The 15549-nt window shown below is 66.3% G+C and carries 14 protein-coding genes; 8 read left to right on the top strand and 6 right to left on the bottom strand.

Annotated elements, in window-relative coordinates; genetic code table 11:
- Window positions 1-262 precede the first annotated feature (262 nt).
- The 5 genes from WS51_RS06250 to WS51_RS06230 all read left to right on the top strand — a co-directional run bounded on the left by WS51_RS06250 (window position 263) and on the right by WS51_RS06230 (window position 5432).
- The gene (locus tag WS51_RS06250; protein WP_059774067.1) at window positions 263-769 is read left to right on the top strand and encodes a sugar dehydrogenase complex small subunit; all 507 of its coding nucleotides are present in this window, start codon (window positions 263-265) and stop codon (window positions 767-769) included.
- Window positions 769-2388 (top strand): GMC family oxidoreductase, encoded by a 1620-nt coding sequence (locus WS51_RS06245; RefSeq protein ID WP_059451170.1) that lies wholly within the window; start codon window positions 769-771, stop codon window positions 2386-2388. Before WS51_RS06250 ends, WS51_RS06245 begins: the two co-directional genes overlap by 1 nt.
- 2 nt (window positions 2389-2390) lie before the next feature.
- The gene (locus WS51_RS06240) at window positions 2391-3668 is read left to right on the top strand and encodes a cytochrome c (RefSeq protein WP_059507572.1); all 1278 of its coding nucleotides are present in this window, start codon (window positions 2391-2393) and stop codon (window positions 3666-3668) included.
- A 176-nt stretch (window positions 3669-3844) separates the two neighbouring features.
- Complete coding sequence (locus tag WS51_RS06235) at window positions 3845-4264, top strand: DoxX family protein (RefSeq protein ID WP_059451172.1); 420 nt, start codon at window positions 3845-3847, stop codon at window positions 4262-4264.
- A 64-nt stretch (window positions 4265-4328) separates the two neighbouring features.
- Window positions 4329-5432, top strand: coding sequence for a porin (locus tag WS51_RS06230; RefSeq protein ID WP_069228801.1), 1104 nt, complete (start codon window positions 4329-4331; stop codon window positions 5430-5432).
- A 194-nt stretch (window positions 5433-5626) separates the two neighbouring features.
- On the opposite strand, the gene WS51_RS06225 is transcribed toward WS51_RS06230, so the two are convergent.
- Both WS51_RS06225 and WS51_RS06220 read right to left on the bottom strand, forming a co-directional pair.
- Window positions 5627-6946, bottom strand: a complete 1320-nt coding sequence (locus tag WS51_RS06225; protein WP_059507569.1) for an MFS transporter — start codon at window positions 6944-6946, stop codon at window positions 5627-5629.
- Window positions 6947-6989: 43 nt separating this feature from the next.
- Complete coding sequence (locus WS51_RS06220) at window positions 6990-8174, bottom strand: M20 aminoacylase family protein (protein WP_069228800.1); 1185 nt, start codon at window positions 8172-8174, stop codon at window positions 6990-6992.
- Window positions 8175-8354: 180 nt separating this feature from the next.
- Between WS51_RS06220 and WS51_RS06215 the strand changes: the two genes are divergently transcribed.
- Together WS51_RS06215 and ppnP are read left to right on the top strand one after the other, a co-directional pair.
- Window positions 8355-9257: a LysR substrate-binding domain-containing protein gene (locus WS51_RS06215; protein WP_059451176.1), complete on the top strand. Its 903-nt coding sequence runs from the start codon at window positions 8355-8357 to the stop codon at window positions 9255-9257.
- A gap of 177 nt (window positions 9258-9434) precedes the next feature.
- Complete coding sequence (gene ppnP, locus WS51_RS06210; protein WP_006478890.1) at window positions 9435-9755, top strand: pyrimidine/purine nucleoside phosphorylase; 321 nt, start codon at window positions 9435-9437, stop codon at window positions 9753-9755.
- Between the two features lie 111 nt (window positions 9756-9866).
- Here the strand turns inward: ppnP and WS51_RS06205 are convergent, their stop codons facing one another.
- The 4 genes from WS51_RS06205 to WS51_RS06190 all read right to left on the bottom strand — a co-directional run bounded on the left by WS51_RS06205 (window position 9867) and on the right by WS51_RS06190 (window position 14212).
- Complete coding sequence (locus WS51_RS06205) at window positions 9867-10199, bottom strand: hypothetical protein (RefSeq protein WP_174905488.1); 333 nt, start codon at window positions 10197-10199, stop codon at window positions 9867-9869.
- Window positions 10200-10702: 503 nt separating this feature from the next.
- Entirely contained in the window at window positions 10703-12490 is a 1788-nt protein-coding gene (locus WS51_RS06200; RefSeq protein WP_069228799.1) for a chloride channel protein, read from the bottom strand.
- A gap of 30 nt (window positions 12491-12520) precedes the next feature.
- On the bottom strand, window positions 12521-12934 hold the full coding sequence (locus WS51_RS06195) for a MarR family winged helix-turn-helix transcriptional regulator (RefSeq protein ID WP_059507566.1): 414 nt from the start codon (window positions 12932-12934) through the stop codon (window positions 12521-12523).
- A gap of 102 nt (window positions 12935-13036) precedes the next feature.
- Window positions 13037-14212: an HPP family protein gene (locus tag WS51_RS06190; protein ID WP_069228798.1), complete on the bottom strand. Its 1176-nt coding sequence runs from the start codon at window positions 14210-14212 to the stop codon at window positions 13037-13039.
- Between the two features lie 366 nt (window positions 14213-14578).
- Here WS51_RS06190 and WS51_RS06185 point away from each other — a divergent pair, with 366 nt between their 5' ends.
- Entirely contained in the window at window positions 14579-15547 is a 969-nt protein-coding gene (locus WS51_RS06185) for a LysR family transcriptional regulator (RefSeq protein WP_059451180.1), read from the top strand.
- Window positions 15548-15549: the final 2 nt, after the last annotated feature.

Here is a 15549-nt window from a genome sequence, read left to right as displayed (position 1 = left end):
CGATTCTAACCGACGCGCATATGAGCGGATGACGGGAGGCGGCGTGTCGTCGGCTTGCGACACCTTGGCGTCTCGAAGCAGAATTGTCGCGTCGACGACACAAAAATGCAGCGAAATGTCGATTGTCTCGGATTGCGGAACATTTAATGGACTATAAAAGCATTGTCCAATCCGAATTGTGCGCGTACATTTCAGGGCCGCGCGAAAGTTTGAGAAATATCAAGCGTGGTTTTCCCGAATCCGGTGTTCGAGAGAAGGAAACATGCACAACGACAACACTCCCCACTCGCGTCGCGATAACGACGCAGCCGCATCCGGCATCACGCGGCGTCAATGGCTGCAGGGCGCACTGGCGCTGACGGCGGCGAGCCTCACAGGCTCGCTGGCGTTGCGGGCCCTGGCCGACAACCCCGGCGCCGCGCCGCTCGATACGTTCATGACGCTCTCCGAAGCACTGACAGGCAAGAAAGGGCTGAGCCGCGTGCTCGGCGAACGCTACCTGCAGGCGTTGCAGAAGGGCTCGTTCAAGACGGCCGACGGTCTGTCGCAACTTGCCGGCGCGCTCGCCTCCGGTTCGTTGAGCCCCGATCAGGAAGCCTCCGCGCTGTCGATTCTCGGCGCGTGGTATCTCGGCATCGTCGACAACGTCGTGATTGCATACGAAGAAGCATTAATGTTCAGCGTCGTGTCCGATACGCTCGTGATTCCTTCGTATTGCCCCAACAAACCCGGCTTCTGGGCCGAAAAACCGATCGAGAGGCAAGCCTGATGGCCGATACCGATACGCAAAAAGCCGACGTCGTCGTCGTCGGGTCCGGTGTCGCAGGCGCGATCGTCGCGCACCAGCTCGCGATGGCCGGCAAGTCGGTGATCCTGCTCGAGGCAGGCCCGCGCATGCCGCGCTGGGAAATCGTCGAACGCTTTCGCAACCAGCCCGACAAGACGGACTTCATGGCACCGTACCCGTCGAGCCCGTGGGCGCCGCACCCGGAATACGGCCCGCCGAACGACTACCTGATCCTGAAGGGCGAGCACAAGTTCAACTCGCAGTACATCCGCGCGGTGGGCGGCACGACGTGGCACTGGGCTGCCTCTGCGTGGCGCTTCATCCCGAACGACTTCAAGATGAAGACCGTGTACGGCGTCGGCCGCGACTGGCCGATCCAGTACGACGATCTCGAACATTACTACCAGCGCGCGGAGGAAGAGCTCGGCGTGTGGGGCCCCGGCCCCGAGGAAGATTTGTACTCGCCGCGCAAGCAGGCCTATCCGATGCCGCCGCTGCCGCTGTCGTTCAACGAGCAGACGATCAAGAACGCGCTCAACGGCCACGACCCGAAGTTCCATGTGGTGACCGAGCCGGTCGCGCGCAACAGCCGTCCGTACGACGGCCGGCCAACCTGTTGCGGGAACAACAATTGCATGCCGATCTGCCCGATCGGTGCAATGTACAACGGCATCGTGCACGTCGAGAAGGCGGAGCAGGCCGGCGCGAAGCTGATCGACAGCGCGGTCGTCTACAAGCTCGAGACGGGCCCGGACAAGCGCATCGTCGCGGCGATCTACAAGGACAAGACGGGCGCCGACCATCGCGTCGAAGGCAAGTACTTCGTGCTGGCCGCGAACGGCATCGAGACGCCGAAGATCCTGCTGATGTCGGCGAACCGCGATTTCCCGAACGGCGTCGCGAACAGCTCCGACATGGTCGGGCGCAACCTGATGGACCATCCGGGCACGGGCGTGTCGTTCTACGCGAGCGAGAAGCTGTGGCCGGGCCGCGGGCCGCAGGAAATGACGTCGCTGATCGGTTTCCGCGACGGTCCGTTCCGCGCGACCGAAGCCGCGAAGAAGATCCACCTGTCGAACATGTCGCGCATCAACCAGGAGACGCAGAAGATCTTCAAGGCCGGCAAGCTGATGAAGCCGGAGGAGCTCGATGCGCAGATCCGCGATCGCTCCGCGCGCTACGTGCAGTTCGACTGCTTCCACGAAATCCTGCCGCAGCCCGAGAACCGCATCGTGCCGAGCAAGACGGCCACCGACGCGATCGGCATTCCGCGCCCGGAGATCACGTACGCGATCGACGACTACGTGAAGCGCGGCGCCGTGCATACGCGCGAGGTCTATGCGACCGCCGCGCAGGTGCTGGGCGGCACGGACGTCGTGTTCAACGACGAGTTCGCGCCGAACAACCACATCACGGGCTCGACGATCATGGGCGCCGATGCGCGCGACTCGGTCGTCGACAAGGACTGCCGCACGTTCGACCATCCGAACCTGTTCATCTCGAGCAGCTCGACGATGCCGACCGTCGGTACGGTGAACGTGACGCTGACGATCGCGGCGCTGGCGCTGCGGATGTCGGACACGCTGAAGAAGGAAGTCTGACCGTGCGGAAATCTACTCTCACCTTCCTCCTGGCCGGCTGCCTCGCGCTGCCGGGCCTCGTGCGCGCGGCCGACTCGGCCGATCCCGCGCAGATCAAGCGCGGCGAATATCTCGCGGTCGCGGGCGACTGCATGGCATGCCACACCGTCAAGGGCGGCAAGCCGTTCGCGGGCGGCCTCGCGATGCCGGTGCCCAAACTCGGCAAGATCTACACGAGCAACATCACGCCGGACCCGGACACCGGCATCGGCAAGTGGACGTTCGAGGACTTCGAGCGTGCCGTGCGCCACGGCGTGTCGAAGAACGGCGACAACCTGTATCCGGCCATGCCGTACGTGTCGTACGCGAAGATCAACGACGACGACGTGCAGGCGTTGTACGCGTACTTCATGCACGGTGTCGAACCGGTCAGGCAGACGCCGCCGAAGAACGAGATTCCCGCGCTGCTGAGCATGCGCTGGCCGCTGAAGATCTGGAACTGGCTGTTCCTGAAGGACGGCGCGTACCAGCCGAAGCCGGCGCAGAGCGCCGAGTGGAACCGCGGTGCGTATCTGGTGCAGGGCCTCGCGCACTGCAGCACGTGCCACACGCCGCGCGGCATCGCCATGCAGGAGAAGTCGCTCGACGAGACGGGCGGCAGCTTCCTGTCGGGTTCGGTCCTCGCAGGCTGGGACGGCTACAACATCACGTCCGACCCGAACGCCGGTATCGGCGGCTGGACGCAGCAGCAACTCGTCCAGTACCTGCGCACCGGCAGCGTGCCGGGTGTCGCGCAAGCGGCCGGCCCGATGGCCGAGGCGGTCGAGCACAGCTTCTCGAAGATGACCGACGCCGACATCGGCGCGATCGCGACGTATATCCGCACTGTGCCGGCCGTCGCCAGCGGCGACGCGAAGCAGTCGCGCTCGTCGTGGGGCAAGCCGGCGGAAGACGGCCTGAAGCTGCGCGGCACGGCGCTCGCATCGTCGGGCATCGATCCGGCGCGGCTGTATCTCGGCAACTGCGCGACGTGTCACCAGATGCAGGGCAAGGGCACGCCGGACGGCTATTACCCGTCGCTGTTCCACAACTCGACGGTCGGCGCGTCGAATCCGGCGAACCTGGTGCAGGTGATCCTGAACGGCGTGCAGCGCAAGGCCGGCAGCGAGGACGTCGGCATGCCCGCGTTCCGCAACGAGCTGTCGGATGCGCAGATCGCCGCGCTGGCGAACTACGTGACCGGCCAGTTCGGCAATCCGGCCGCGAAGGTGACCGAGCAGGACGTCGCGAAGGCGCGTTGATGGCGCGCGCGACGCGGCACGAAGCAGGGCAACACTGACAAGAGGAGGAGCACAGCACATCGGGCGGGCCCCGATGCCGGTTGTTGCAGAGCGGGGCGGGCGGCCGGCAGCCGTCCGCCCTGGTTCACTGGCAATCCGGTGCGCGCGGTTCGCGCACCGCTTTCGTTGATCACACCATGACACCGAATCAACCGTTTCTCGCGTCCCAGCGCGATGTGCTGCTGCTGCTGTCCCGAATCCTGCTCGTGATCCTGTTCGTGATGTTCGGCTGGAAGAAGATCGTCGACTTCTCCGGTACGATCGCGTTCATGGGAAGCGAGGGCGCGCCCGCGCCGATCGTTTCGGCGGCGATCTCCGTCGTGATGGAGCTGTTCGCCGGCATCGCGATCCTCGTCGGTTTCCAGACGCGGCCGCTCGCGCTGCTGCTTGCGCTGTATACGATCGGTACCGCCTTGATCGGCCATCACTACTGGACGATGTCGGGCGGCGAGCAGATCAACAACATGATTCATTTCTACAAGAACATCGCGATCTCGGGCGGTCTGCTCGCGCTTTGCGCGGCGGGCCCAGGGCGTTTTTCGATCGATCGCGGGTGAACCGGGCCGCCGGCTCGCGCATGGGGCGCGTGTCGGACGGTCGAGACTCCGAGGGGGCATCATTTTGCGACTCAAACAATTCGCATGGCTGATCGCGGCCGCTGCGCCGGCGGCCGCGTTTGCACAGATGAGCGTGACGCTGTATGGCCGGATCGACGGCGGCGTCGAATACCTGAACCACATCGCGACGCCCAACGGCAGCTCGACGCGCTGGAGCGCGGAGGGCGGCGACTGGGGCACCAGCATGTTCGGCCTGAAGGGCGTCGAGGATCTCGGCGGCGGGATGTCGACGGTCTTCAACCTCGAAACCGCGTTCCAGGTGATGAACGGGACGACGGGCGGCGGACGCATGTGGTCGCGCCGCGCGTACGTCGGGCTGAAGAGCGATACGTGGGGCCAGCTGCAGGCCGGCCGCAACCTGTTCGTCGACAGCGACGGCGTGTGGGAATTCGATCCGTTCGTGCAACAGGCGTTTTCATCCGCATCGCTCGTGCGCGGCCGTAACTGGCAGCAAAGCAGCAACAACATCGAATATCACAGCCCGGTGATCGGCGGCTTCGACGTGCAGGCGCAATATGCGTTCGGCAACCAGTCGCGCGGCTTCAATTACGGCGCGGCCGACGACTTCGGCCGCTCGGACGGGATCATGATCTCGTACCACTCGCCGGTGCTCGACGTGCGCGGCATCTACGACGAGCTGCGTGACAACAACGGCAAGTTCAGCAACATCTTCACCGCGTCGCGCGAGTATTTCGTCGGCGCGAACGTGAAGGTGTCGAAGTTCAAGATCCAGGGTGCCTATACGCACTACCAGGCGCCGGACAGCCCGGCCGGCGTCGCCGATCGCGCCGATCACTACTGGCTCGGCGCGACCTACACGGCCACGCCGCAGTGGGCCGTGACGGGCGGCGGCTACTACGTGAAGGTCGGCGACGGCGGTGGCGATGCGTCGCACGATCCGTCGGGGCACGCGATCATGTACGTGCTCGGAACCACGTACAACCTGTCGAAGCGCACGTTCCTGTACGGGACGGTCGCGTATGTGCGCAACGGCGGCAACTCGAACTTCTCGCTGCTCGCGTCGCCGCGCGACGCGACGTCGGGCACGAGCCCGATGACGGGCGAGTCGCAGACGGGCGCGTATGTGGGCATGATGCATACGTTCTGAGCGCCGCGTCGCGCGCGCAAGGCACGAGTGAGGGTGGCCCGTGCGTTGTTGCGTTTACGGCGACGAATGATAGCGTTCGCGCTGCCGTTTCATGTGCGCGTTATCGATCGCGCAAAAGGAAAAACCCCGCCGAAACCGGCGGGGTCAGTCGGGCGACGACGTTGCGGCCGCGCGTGCCGCGCATCGCGCGTCAGTCAATCGAGCGCCTTCCCGGCCTTCTCGTCCATGCAGCGAATGGCAAGTAGCGTCAACACGCCACAGCCGATCGCATACCACGCGGGCGCATTCGGATTGCCGGTCGCCGCGATCAGCCAGGTCACGAAGAATTGCGCGAAGCCGCCGAAGATCGCGACGCCGACGCTGTAGACCAGCGCGCCGCCGGTTGCTCGCACCGCACGCGGGAACAGCTCGCCGAGCATCGCACCGGTCGCGCCGACGTTGATCGCGTGCACGACCGACAGCACGGCGATGATCGACAGCAGCGACGCGGCGCCCGGCCATCGGTTCAGCGCGATGAACGCGGGATAGATCGCGGCCATCAGCACGATGCGCGTCCACCAGACGATCCGGTTGCGCCCGTAGATGTCGGACAGGTGGCCGCCGATCGGCGTCACGAGCATCAGGATCGCGCCCGCGACGCAGCCGGCCGACATCGATAGCCAGGTCGGCAAGTGCAGCACCTGCACGCCGTAGATCGCCATGTAGAACACGATGATGTAGTGGATCGACGTGCCGCCGATCGTGACGCCAAGGCCCGCGAACACGGCCTTGCCGTGGTGGCGCAGCACGTCGGCGAGCGGCAGCGACGCGACCGGCTCGGCGTGCTCGGCGGCGGGCGTGGCGGCCGGCACTTCCTCGACGGTGCGGCGCAGCCAGTAACCGAGCGGCACGAACAGCGTGCCGATGATGAACGGCACGCGCCATCCCCAGCTTTCGAGCTGCGCGGCATTGAGCGTCGACGTCAGCGCGACGCCGGTGAGCGCCCCGGCGAGCGCGGCGAGCCCCTGGCTCGAGAACTGGAACGATGCGTAGAAGCCGCGACGGTGCTGCGGCGCCTGTTCGAGCAGCAGCGTCGTCGACGCGCCGACTTCGCCACCCGATGCGAAGCCCTGCAGCAGGCGCGCGAGCACGAGCAGCAGCGGCGCGGCGATGCCGATCTGCGCGAAGGTCGGCGCGACCGCGATCATCGCGGTGCCGAGCGCCATCAGCAAGAGCGTCAGGATCATCGCTTTCTTGCGGCCGGCGCGGTCGGCATACATGCCGATCACGAGGCCGCCGAGCGGACGCGTGACGAAGCCGACGCCGAAGCTCGCGACCGCGAGCATCAGTTGTCCGAACGACGAGTGCACCGGGAAGAACAGCTTGCCGATCAGGATCGCGAAGAAGCTGTAGACCGTGAAGTCGTAGAACTCGAGCGCGTTGCCGACCGCGGCGGCCGCGATCAGGCGGCGTTTTTTCGCGGCGGCGCGCGCATCGGCCGGCGAGCCGGCGAACGGAAGAGCGGACGTTTCCATGAGGTTCCCCTGCTTGAGCGCGGAACTGCGTGATGAAGGGCCGTCAGGCCGCGAGCCAGCCTTCGGCGACGCGAACCCAGTAGCTCGCGCCGATCGCGAGGATGTCGTCGTTGAAGTCGTAGCCGGGGTTGTGCACCATGCAGCCGCCCTTGCTGCCGATCCCGTTGCCGATGAACGCATAGCAGCCGGGACGCGCTTCGAGCATGAACGCGAAGTCCTCGCTGCCCATCAGCGGCGCGGACTCGGTTTCGACACGATCGGCGCCGAGCATCTGGCGTGCGATATCGGCCGCGAACGCGGTCGGTTCGGGATGGTTGACGAGCACCGGATAACCGTACGCGTAATCCACTTCCGCGGTGACGCCGAAGCTTTCCGCCTGGCCCTTCGCGAGCGCTTCGATGCGGCGGGCGAGCAACGCGCGCACGTCGGCGTTCAGCGCGCGCACCGACAGCTTCATCACGACGGTTTCCGGGATGATGTTGAAGGTTTCGCCGGCCTGCACGCTGCCGACCGTGATCACGGCCGCATGCTGCGCGTCGACCTCGCGCGCGACGATCGTCTGCAGCGCGACCATGATGCTGCCCGCGGCCGACATCGGATCGCGCGCGAAGTGCGGCAGCGCGCCGTGGCCGCCGACGCCGCGCAGCGTGATCGTCACGCGGTCGGCCGACGCCATCGCGGCGCCCGTGCGGAACGCCATGTCGCCGGCGGCGCGGCCCGGCATGTTGTGGATCGCGAAGATGGCGTCGCACGGGAAGCGGTCGAACAGGCCGTCGTCCATCATCGCCTTCGCACCGCCGAAATTCTCCTCGGCGGGCTGGAAGATCAGGTTCAGCGTGCCGGAGAACCGGCGCGTCGCGGCGAGATGGCGCGCCGCGCACAGCAGCATCGCGGTGTGGCCGTCGTGGCCGCACGCATGCATCTTGTTGGCATGGCGGCTCGCATACGGCAAGCCTGTCTCTTCCGCGAGCGGCAGCGCGTCCATGTCGGCGCGCAGCCCGATCGTTCGCGTGCCTTGCCCTTCGCGCATCACGCCGACGAGGCCCGTCTTGCCGATCCCGCGATGGACCTCGTAGCCCCAGCCGCTCAGCAGCTCCGCGACGAGGTCGCTCGTCAGCGTTTCCTCGAATGCGAGTTCAGGATGCGCATGAATGCGGCGGCGCACCTCGATCAGGTCGGGAGCGATCTCGGCGATGCCGGGGATGACGGGGTTCACGGCTTGCAGCATGGTGTCTCCTGTGGGGCGGTGAGGCGTTTGACGCGCATATGACGAGCAAGCATATAAATTTCTTTTGCGTACCAGAAGCTGCTAAATTGCTTTGGTGCACACCGCTGGTTGCCGCTCGGGAATACCCTGAGCCGGCGCGCGTGGCGGGGCACGGGTTTTCCACGAATCACGCATGGCGCCATGAAATACCATCAGCTGAAAGCGTTCGTCACCGTCGCGGACGAAGGGAGCATCCGCGCGGCCGCACGGCGCCTGAACGTGTCGCCGGCGGCGTTGACGAAGGCGGTCAAGGAACTGGAGATCGCGCTCGGCGTGTCACTCGTCGTGCGCACCGCGCGTGGCGTGCAGCTCACCGCGTTCGGCCAGCAGCTGCAGGTGCGCGCGCGGCTGATCGTCGCCGAGATGCAGCGCGCGCGCGACGATATCGAGCAGGCGCAGGGCGCGATGACGGGCTCGGTTGCGGCGGCGATCACGCCGGCCGCCGCGGTGACGATCCTGCCCGATGCGTTTCGCGCGTTCCGGCGGCGCTTTCCGGTCGCGCGCGTCAGTCTGATCGAAGGGTTTCCGGGCGTCGCGCTGCCGCGGCTGCACGACGGCTCGCTCGATTTCGCGGTGGCCGTCGTCGTGCCCGAACTGCTGGCGGCCGAGTTCGATCACGCGGAACTTTATGCGAGCCGATCGTTGATCGTCGCACGCAAGGAGCATCCGCTCGCGTCGGCCACGTCGCTCGCCGATCTCGTCGATGCCGACTGGCTGATGAATCCGTCGCCGGAAAGCTCGACCCAGGTGCTGTTCAATTCGTTCATCGCATACGGGCTGCCGGTGCCGCAGCGGGTCGTCGAATGCCCGAGCTTCGGCCTCGCGCACAGCCTGATGACGAGCTGCGACCTGATCGCATCGATGCCCGAACAGCTGCTGCAGGGGGAGTGGGCGCGCGACCGGCTCGCGGTGCTGCCGATCCGCGAGCGGCTACCCGGCGTGTCCGTGCAGGTCGTCACGCGCCGCGACAGCCCGCTCACGCCGGCCGCGGCCATGCTGCTCGACTGCCTGCGCGATTCCGCGCGACGCAAAGGGCTCAGATGAGCTGCTCGATGAGCGCCACGCAACATATCAGGTAGTGATCCTGATTATCTGGCGCGCGCCTGCGATTCGTCACGATCGACGCACGCCTGCCGCGAGCCGGTATCATAGCGGCCGGCCTGCCGCCCCGGCCGGCTTCCGACAACACGCCATCCGGCATCCAGCAATCAGAGGCATCACATGACCAGTGCAACCCAATTCGACAACGTGTCGGTCGTCAAGCGCGCGAACGTCTATTTCGACGGCAAGTGCGTGTCGCATACCGTGCTCTTCCCGGACGGCACGCGCAAGACGCTCGGCGTGATCCTGCCGTGCGCGCTCAACTTCGGCACGGACGCGCCCGAATTGATGGAAGTGCAGGCCGGCAAGTGCCGCGTGAAACTCGACGGCAGCAGCGAATGGCAAACCTACGGCGCGGGCGAATCGTTCTCGGTGCCGGGCAAGAGCCGCTTCGACATCGAAGTGCTCGAGACGCTCGACTACGTCTGCAGCTACCTGTAAGCGCGCAAGCACCGGCTGCGGCGCATGCGCGCGGCGGTGCGCCCAAACGACAAGCCCCGCCGAAGCGGGGCTTGTCGCATGCGGACGGCGCAAGGCCGTCAAGCGAGGCGCTTACAGGCAGGCGCTGATGTCGCCGGCCGCGGCCGCGTCGCCGCGCACGCCGACCCACGTCTTCGCGCCCGGCTTCCACGACGGACGAACCATCGCGGCCGCGCCGTTCGGCGGTTGCTGGCCCGGCGCGTACACGTCGGTCGCAAGGCCGTTGGCGAGCACGTTCTGCGAGATCACCTGTTGCTGCGACTTGTCGGCCCAGGTCTTGGCGATGCACGCCGAGACGTCCGCGGCCTCCTTCTGGCTTTGTCCCACATTCTGCACGGCCGGATCGGCCGCGTGAGCAGAAATTGCCACGGTCAATGCGATGAGCGGTAAGTATTTCACGTTCACGTTTTATCTCCCTCGAGTCGTGATTGATTGAGTGGGATGCGCAGCAGAACTGCGTGCATGTGAGATTGCATCGGACAAATGCGGTTCCGGCGATTCCGAAACAAGTTGTTAACGCGCTTGCCAAACGGCAATCCGGATGCTGTGCGTTCTGTTGCGCGGCGGCATGCGTCGCGCGGTCCGTATGGAGACGCGGTGACGACGTCATGCGTCGTGAGGTCGGCTCGCTGCCCCGAGGTGTGGCGGATTGACGGTCGCGGCGGGCTGCATGTGTCTGCATGTCGCGCCGCGACGTTTCTTTATTGAATGACGATGTGGAATGGCTGAATGTTGGCCCCGTCGCATGAGCATCATGATGACAAACTTTCGTCCGATCAATTGTCAACGAAGTTTAAACGCGCGGGCTCGCGGCGGCACGCATGGGCGTGCCGTTTCGCGAGATCGAGCGATGACGGGAGGCGCTGGTGAGCGGCTCGTACGCCACGCACGCGATACGTGTCAGCGTGTCAGCCGGCCTTGCGTGCGCCTGCGTCGCGCAGGTTGACGGGTACGACCGGACGAAAGCGTTCGCGCTTCTGTTCGTCGTCGAAGTGCTGGAGGGCCGGCTTGATCAAGTCGCTGCGCGACACGATGCCGACGATGTGCAGCGATTGCGGATCGTCGACGACGGGCAGGCGCTCGAGGCCGAGCATCGCGAGCCGCGATGCGACCATGCGGCACGTTTCGTGTGCCTGTGCGACTGCCGGCACATGCTCGGCGAATACGCTCGCGAGCACGGCGCCCGGGCCGGCGTGCGCGCGCTGCGCGTCGAGCGTCGCGCGATCGATGACGCCGAGCAGGCGACCGTTCTGCACGACGGGGTATGCACGGTGCGTCTGCGTCACGCCGAAGTATTGCGACTCGACGACGTCGAGCGTCGTGGCGCCATTGATCGCGACGAGCGCGTCCGCCGAAGTCATCACTTCGGCGACGTCATGGCGTTCGAGCGGATCGACGCCGTATTCGCGGTAGATGTGATACCCGCGGCGTGCGATCTTTTCCGTCATGATCGAGCGCTTCATCACGACGGTCGCGAAGCCGTGCGCGACGAGCGTCGCGGCGAGCAACGGCAGCAGCGCGTTCGCGTCGTGCGTGAGGCCGAACGCGAAGACGATTGCGGTCAGCGGTGCGCCGAGCGTCGCGCCGAGCGTCGCGGCCATGCACACGAGCGGCCACAGCGTCGGATTGCCGCCGGGCAGCACCGGCGACAGCACGGTGCCGAGGCCGGCGCCGAGCATCAGCAGCGGGGCCAGCACACCGCCCGACGTGCCCGAGCCGAGCGCGATCACCCACATCACGGCCTTCACGACCAGCAGCGCGAGCGCGATCTTCAGCGCGATGTGCTGGTGCAGCAGGTCGCCGATCACGTCGTAGCCGACGCCGAGCGCGCGCGGCTCGAGCCAGCCGCCGATGCCGATCGCGATCGCGCCGAGCGCCGGCCACCACATCCAGTGCACGGGCAGCTTTGCGAAGGTGTCCTCGACGCGGTAGAGCGCAGCCGACAGGCCGCACGCGAGCACGCCCGACAGCAGGCCCGCGACGATGCAGGACAGCAGCGCGACGGGCGTCGGCGATGCGGTGGTCAGCGGAAACAGCGGACCGACACCGAAGAACACGGCGCGGGCGAACCCGGCCACCGCGCATGCGAGCGCAACGGGCAGGAAACTGCGCGGACGCCATTCGAACAGCAGCAATTCGACGGCGAGCAGCACGGCGGCGACCGGCGTGCCGAACACGGCCGTCATGCCGGCGGCCGCACCCGCGACCAGCAGTGTCTTGCGCTCGGCCGCGCTCACGTGCACGCATTGCGCAATCAGCGAGCCCAGTGCGCCGCCCGTCATGATGATCGGGCCTTCGGCGCCGAACGGGCCGCCGCTGCCGATCACGACGCCGGACGACAGCGGCTTGAGAATCGCAACCTTCGGCGACATGCGGCTCTTGCCGAACAGGATCGCCTCGATCGCTTCCGGAATGCCGTGGCCGCGGATCTTTTCCGAACCGAAGCGCGCCATCAACCCGACGATCAGGCCGCCGATCACCGGCACGACGATCACCCACGCACCGAGGGTATTGAGGGCGGGCGAACGGTCGGCGAACGAGATCTGCTGGAAGAAGAACAGATTCGTGAACAGGCGGATCAGGCTCAACAGCACGAACGCCGCCAGCGTGCTGAGCACGCCGATTCCGGCAGCCAGCAACGCGATCCTGGGCAGGCGTTCGTTGGTCGAGAAATCGCGTTTGTGCGGTGCGTTCATCGGCGTAGGGAAAGGTCGGTAAAGCGTGGGTCAGTAATCGATCTGCGGAACCTGGAACGTGCCCTTGAGCGATTTCAGTTCCGTGCGGTGCATGGCCGCGAGGCGGGCGAGCAGCGTCTCGCCGGCTTCCTCGAGATGGACCTCGACCTGCCGGCGGTCCGCCTCGCTCGTCTTGCGTTTCACGAGCCCGAGCGCCTCGCAGCGCGTCACCAGCGCGACGACGCCGTGATGCTGCGCCTGCAGGCGTTCGGCAAGCTCGCCGATCGTGGCCCATTCGCGATGCGGGTAGCCCTTGATGTGCAGCAGCAGCAGATATTGCAGCGGCGTCACGCCTTCGCTTTGCGCGGCGCGCTCGGAGAAGCGTTCGAAGCGGCGCATCTGGTAGCGGAACTCGGACAGTTGCTGGAAATCGCTTTTGGTCAGCGCGCGTCGGGTATCGGTCATTGCGGTCGGTCTGGCAGCAGTTTCGGTAGCGTCAAATATATCATAACGTGATATATGTTACCGATTTTCTGCGGAAATCATGAATTTTTGTGTTCGCCTGCGTCAGGCGGCCTTGAGCATTTGCGTCTGCTGGTACAGGCCCGTGACGAGATCCGTCTGCGTGATGATGCCGACGAGCCGGTGCGATGCGTCGACGACCGGGATGTGATGGTGGCCCGAATGCGTAAACAGCGGCACCAGCGCGGTGATCGGCATGGTCTGGGGCACGGACGCGACGTCGCGCGTCATGACGGTGGCGACGCTGGGCGGCTGGCCGCCGAGCGACTGTGACAGCCGCGCGGCGAGCCGCTGCCACAGCGGGGCCGGGCGGTGCGGCTGGCGCGTGAGGTCGGCGCGCGTGACGATGCCGATCAGCCGATCCTCACCGTCCACGACGGGCAGCGCCTTCACGCGATGGCGGTCGAGCAGCGTCAGCGCGGCCGTCACCGATGTCGACGGCGCGACTTCGATCGCGTTCTTCGTCATCAGGTCGGCGCACGTGAGCTGGCCGAACGTGCGCGCATACGCCTGCATTTCCGTTTCGCGCAACAGCATTTCGAGGTCGTCCGGATCGACGTCGAGCCATTCGCCGCGGCGCTTCAACACGGCGTCGAGATCGGCGCGCGTGAAGCCGCCGCGTGCCGGCGCGGTGCTGCCGGCTTGCGGCTTCGCATCGGGACGCACGCCGCCGTGCGGATAGCGGTGACCCGTCAACGCGTGGTACACGAGCGCGGCCGACAGCAGGATCGCCGATTGCAGCGCGATCGGCTCGACGACGAAGCCGAAGCCGAGCGAGTGGATCGCGGGGCCGCCGAGCACGGCCGTCAGCGCGACCGCGCCCGACGGCGGGTGCACGCAGCGCAGTACGAACATGCCGCCGATCGCCAGCGCGACCGCCACCGCGGCGGCCGTGATCGGATCGGCGATCGACTGCGCGCATGCGACGCCGACGGTCGCCGCCACCAGGTTGCCGCCGATGATCGACCACGGTTGCGCGAGCGGGCTCGCAGGCACCGCGAACAGCAGCACCGCCGATGCGCCCATCGGCGCGACGAGCAGCGGCACGAGGCCCGGCACGCCGGGCAGCAGCCGCATCGTGACGCCGACCGTCGCGATGCCGACGAGCGCGCCCATGCACGAGCGCATGCGCTCGCGCCAACCGAGCGTCATCGGATGGGGGATGAAGCTATGCAGCCATTGGAGGAAGGTGCGGCGCGACGAGGAAGAGCCTGACGACATGGACGATAAGCGGGAAAAAATGACGGCGAGGATGACGTAGCGCAAGGAAAGCGCAGATTATATCGTGTTGTGATACAAATTGTCGCGCTGCATCAATGCGTTGCACGTGTGCGACGCGTTCGTCGTGCGAGAACCTTTCATCCGATGAAAGGTTGGCGGCGTCACGATCGCGCAAATTTGTCCGCAGCGGCGTACAATTCGGGCCACTCGATCCCCCGATATGCCACAACCACGCACGCGATGCCCGCTCTCACGCCCGTTCCCCGGCATGGCGATCGCTCGCGCGTGGTCCGCGCGCACGCGCCGACTTTCGTCTGACGCGGGCGCCGCGGACGTTTCCCCACCGACACTCCCCAAGCCAATTCAATGGACATGCTCGAAAACATGCGCCTGTTCGTGCGCGTTGTCGAAGCCGGCAGTTTCACCGCGGTCGCCAAAGAAATCGATGCGACCACCGCGCAGGTGTCGCGCGCGGTGTCGAATCTCGAAGCTCACGTACAGACGCGGCTGCTGCATCGCACGACGCGCCATCTCGGCCTCACCGAAAGCGGCGAGCGCTACTTCGAGCGTGCGAAATCGATCCTCGCGGAATTCGACTATGCGAACGCCGAGGCGCGCAACGCGCTGCTGCGGCCGAGCGGCAAGATGCGTATCCATGCGATGACGGGGCTCGGGCAGAGTCATGTCGTATCGTCGATCGTGCGTTACCAGGAAGACAACCCGGACGTGTCGGTCGAGCTGACACTCGCGCAGCGGATGCCGAACCTCGTCGAGGAAGGCTACGACGTGTCGATCGTGACCGCGTCGCAGCTGCCCGATTCCGGCTACGTCGCGCAGACCTGCGGAACGAGTTGCAGCGTGCTGGTCGCGTCGCGTGAGTATCTGGCGCGGCACGGCACGCCGACGACGCCCGACGACCTGCCGAACCACGTGTGCCTGCGCCTCGACACGCCCGCATCGCCTGCCAGCGAGTGGCGGCTCGAGCGAGGCGACGGCGAGGAGACGGTGTACGAGCTGCAGCCGGCGCCGTTCCAGGTCAACGTGCCGGATGCACTGTGCGTCGCGGTGCGGGCAGGGCGCGGCATTGCGTGCGTCGCGCTGTACACCGTGCTCGACGACCTCCGCGCAGGGCGCCTGATTCGCGTGCTGCCCGAGTACCGGCTGCAGACCGTCAGCGTGTATGCCGTCTATGCGACGCGCCGCTATCTCGACGCGAAGATCCGCACCTTCCTCGACCATCTGCGCACGACGCTCACGCCCGCGCTGGAGAACGACCTGCGCGAACTCGACCGGTTGGCGGTCGAACCGATGCCGGGCAGCCGCCAGCACGCGTGACG

It is taken from the genome of Burkholderia territorii (assembly GCF_001718335.1).
Classification (GTDB): domain Bacteria; phylum Pseudomonadota; class Gammaproteobacteria; order Burkholderiales; family Burkholderiaceae; genus Burkholderia; species Burkholderia territorii.
Note: the sequence above shows the minus strand (reverse complement) of the source record. Positions and strands in the feature narration are given on the sequence as shown.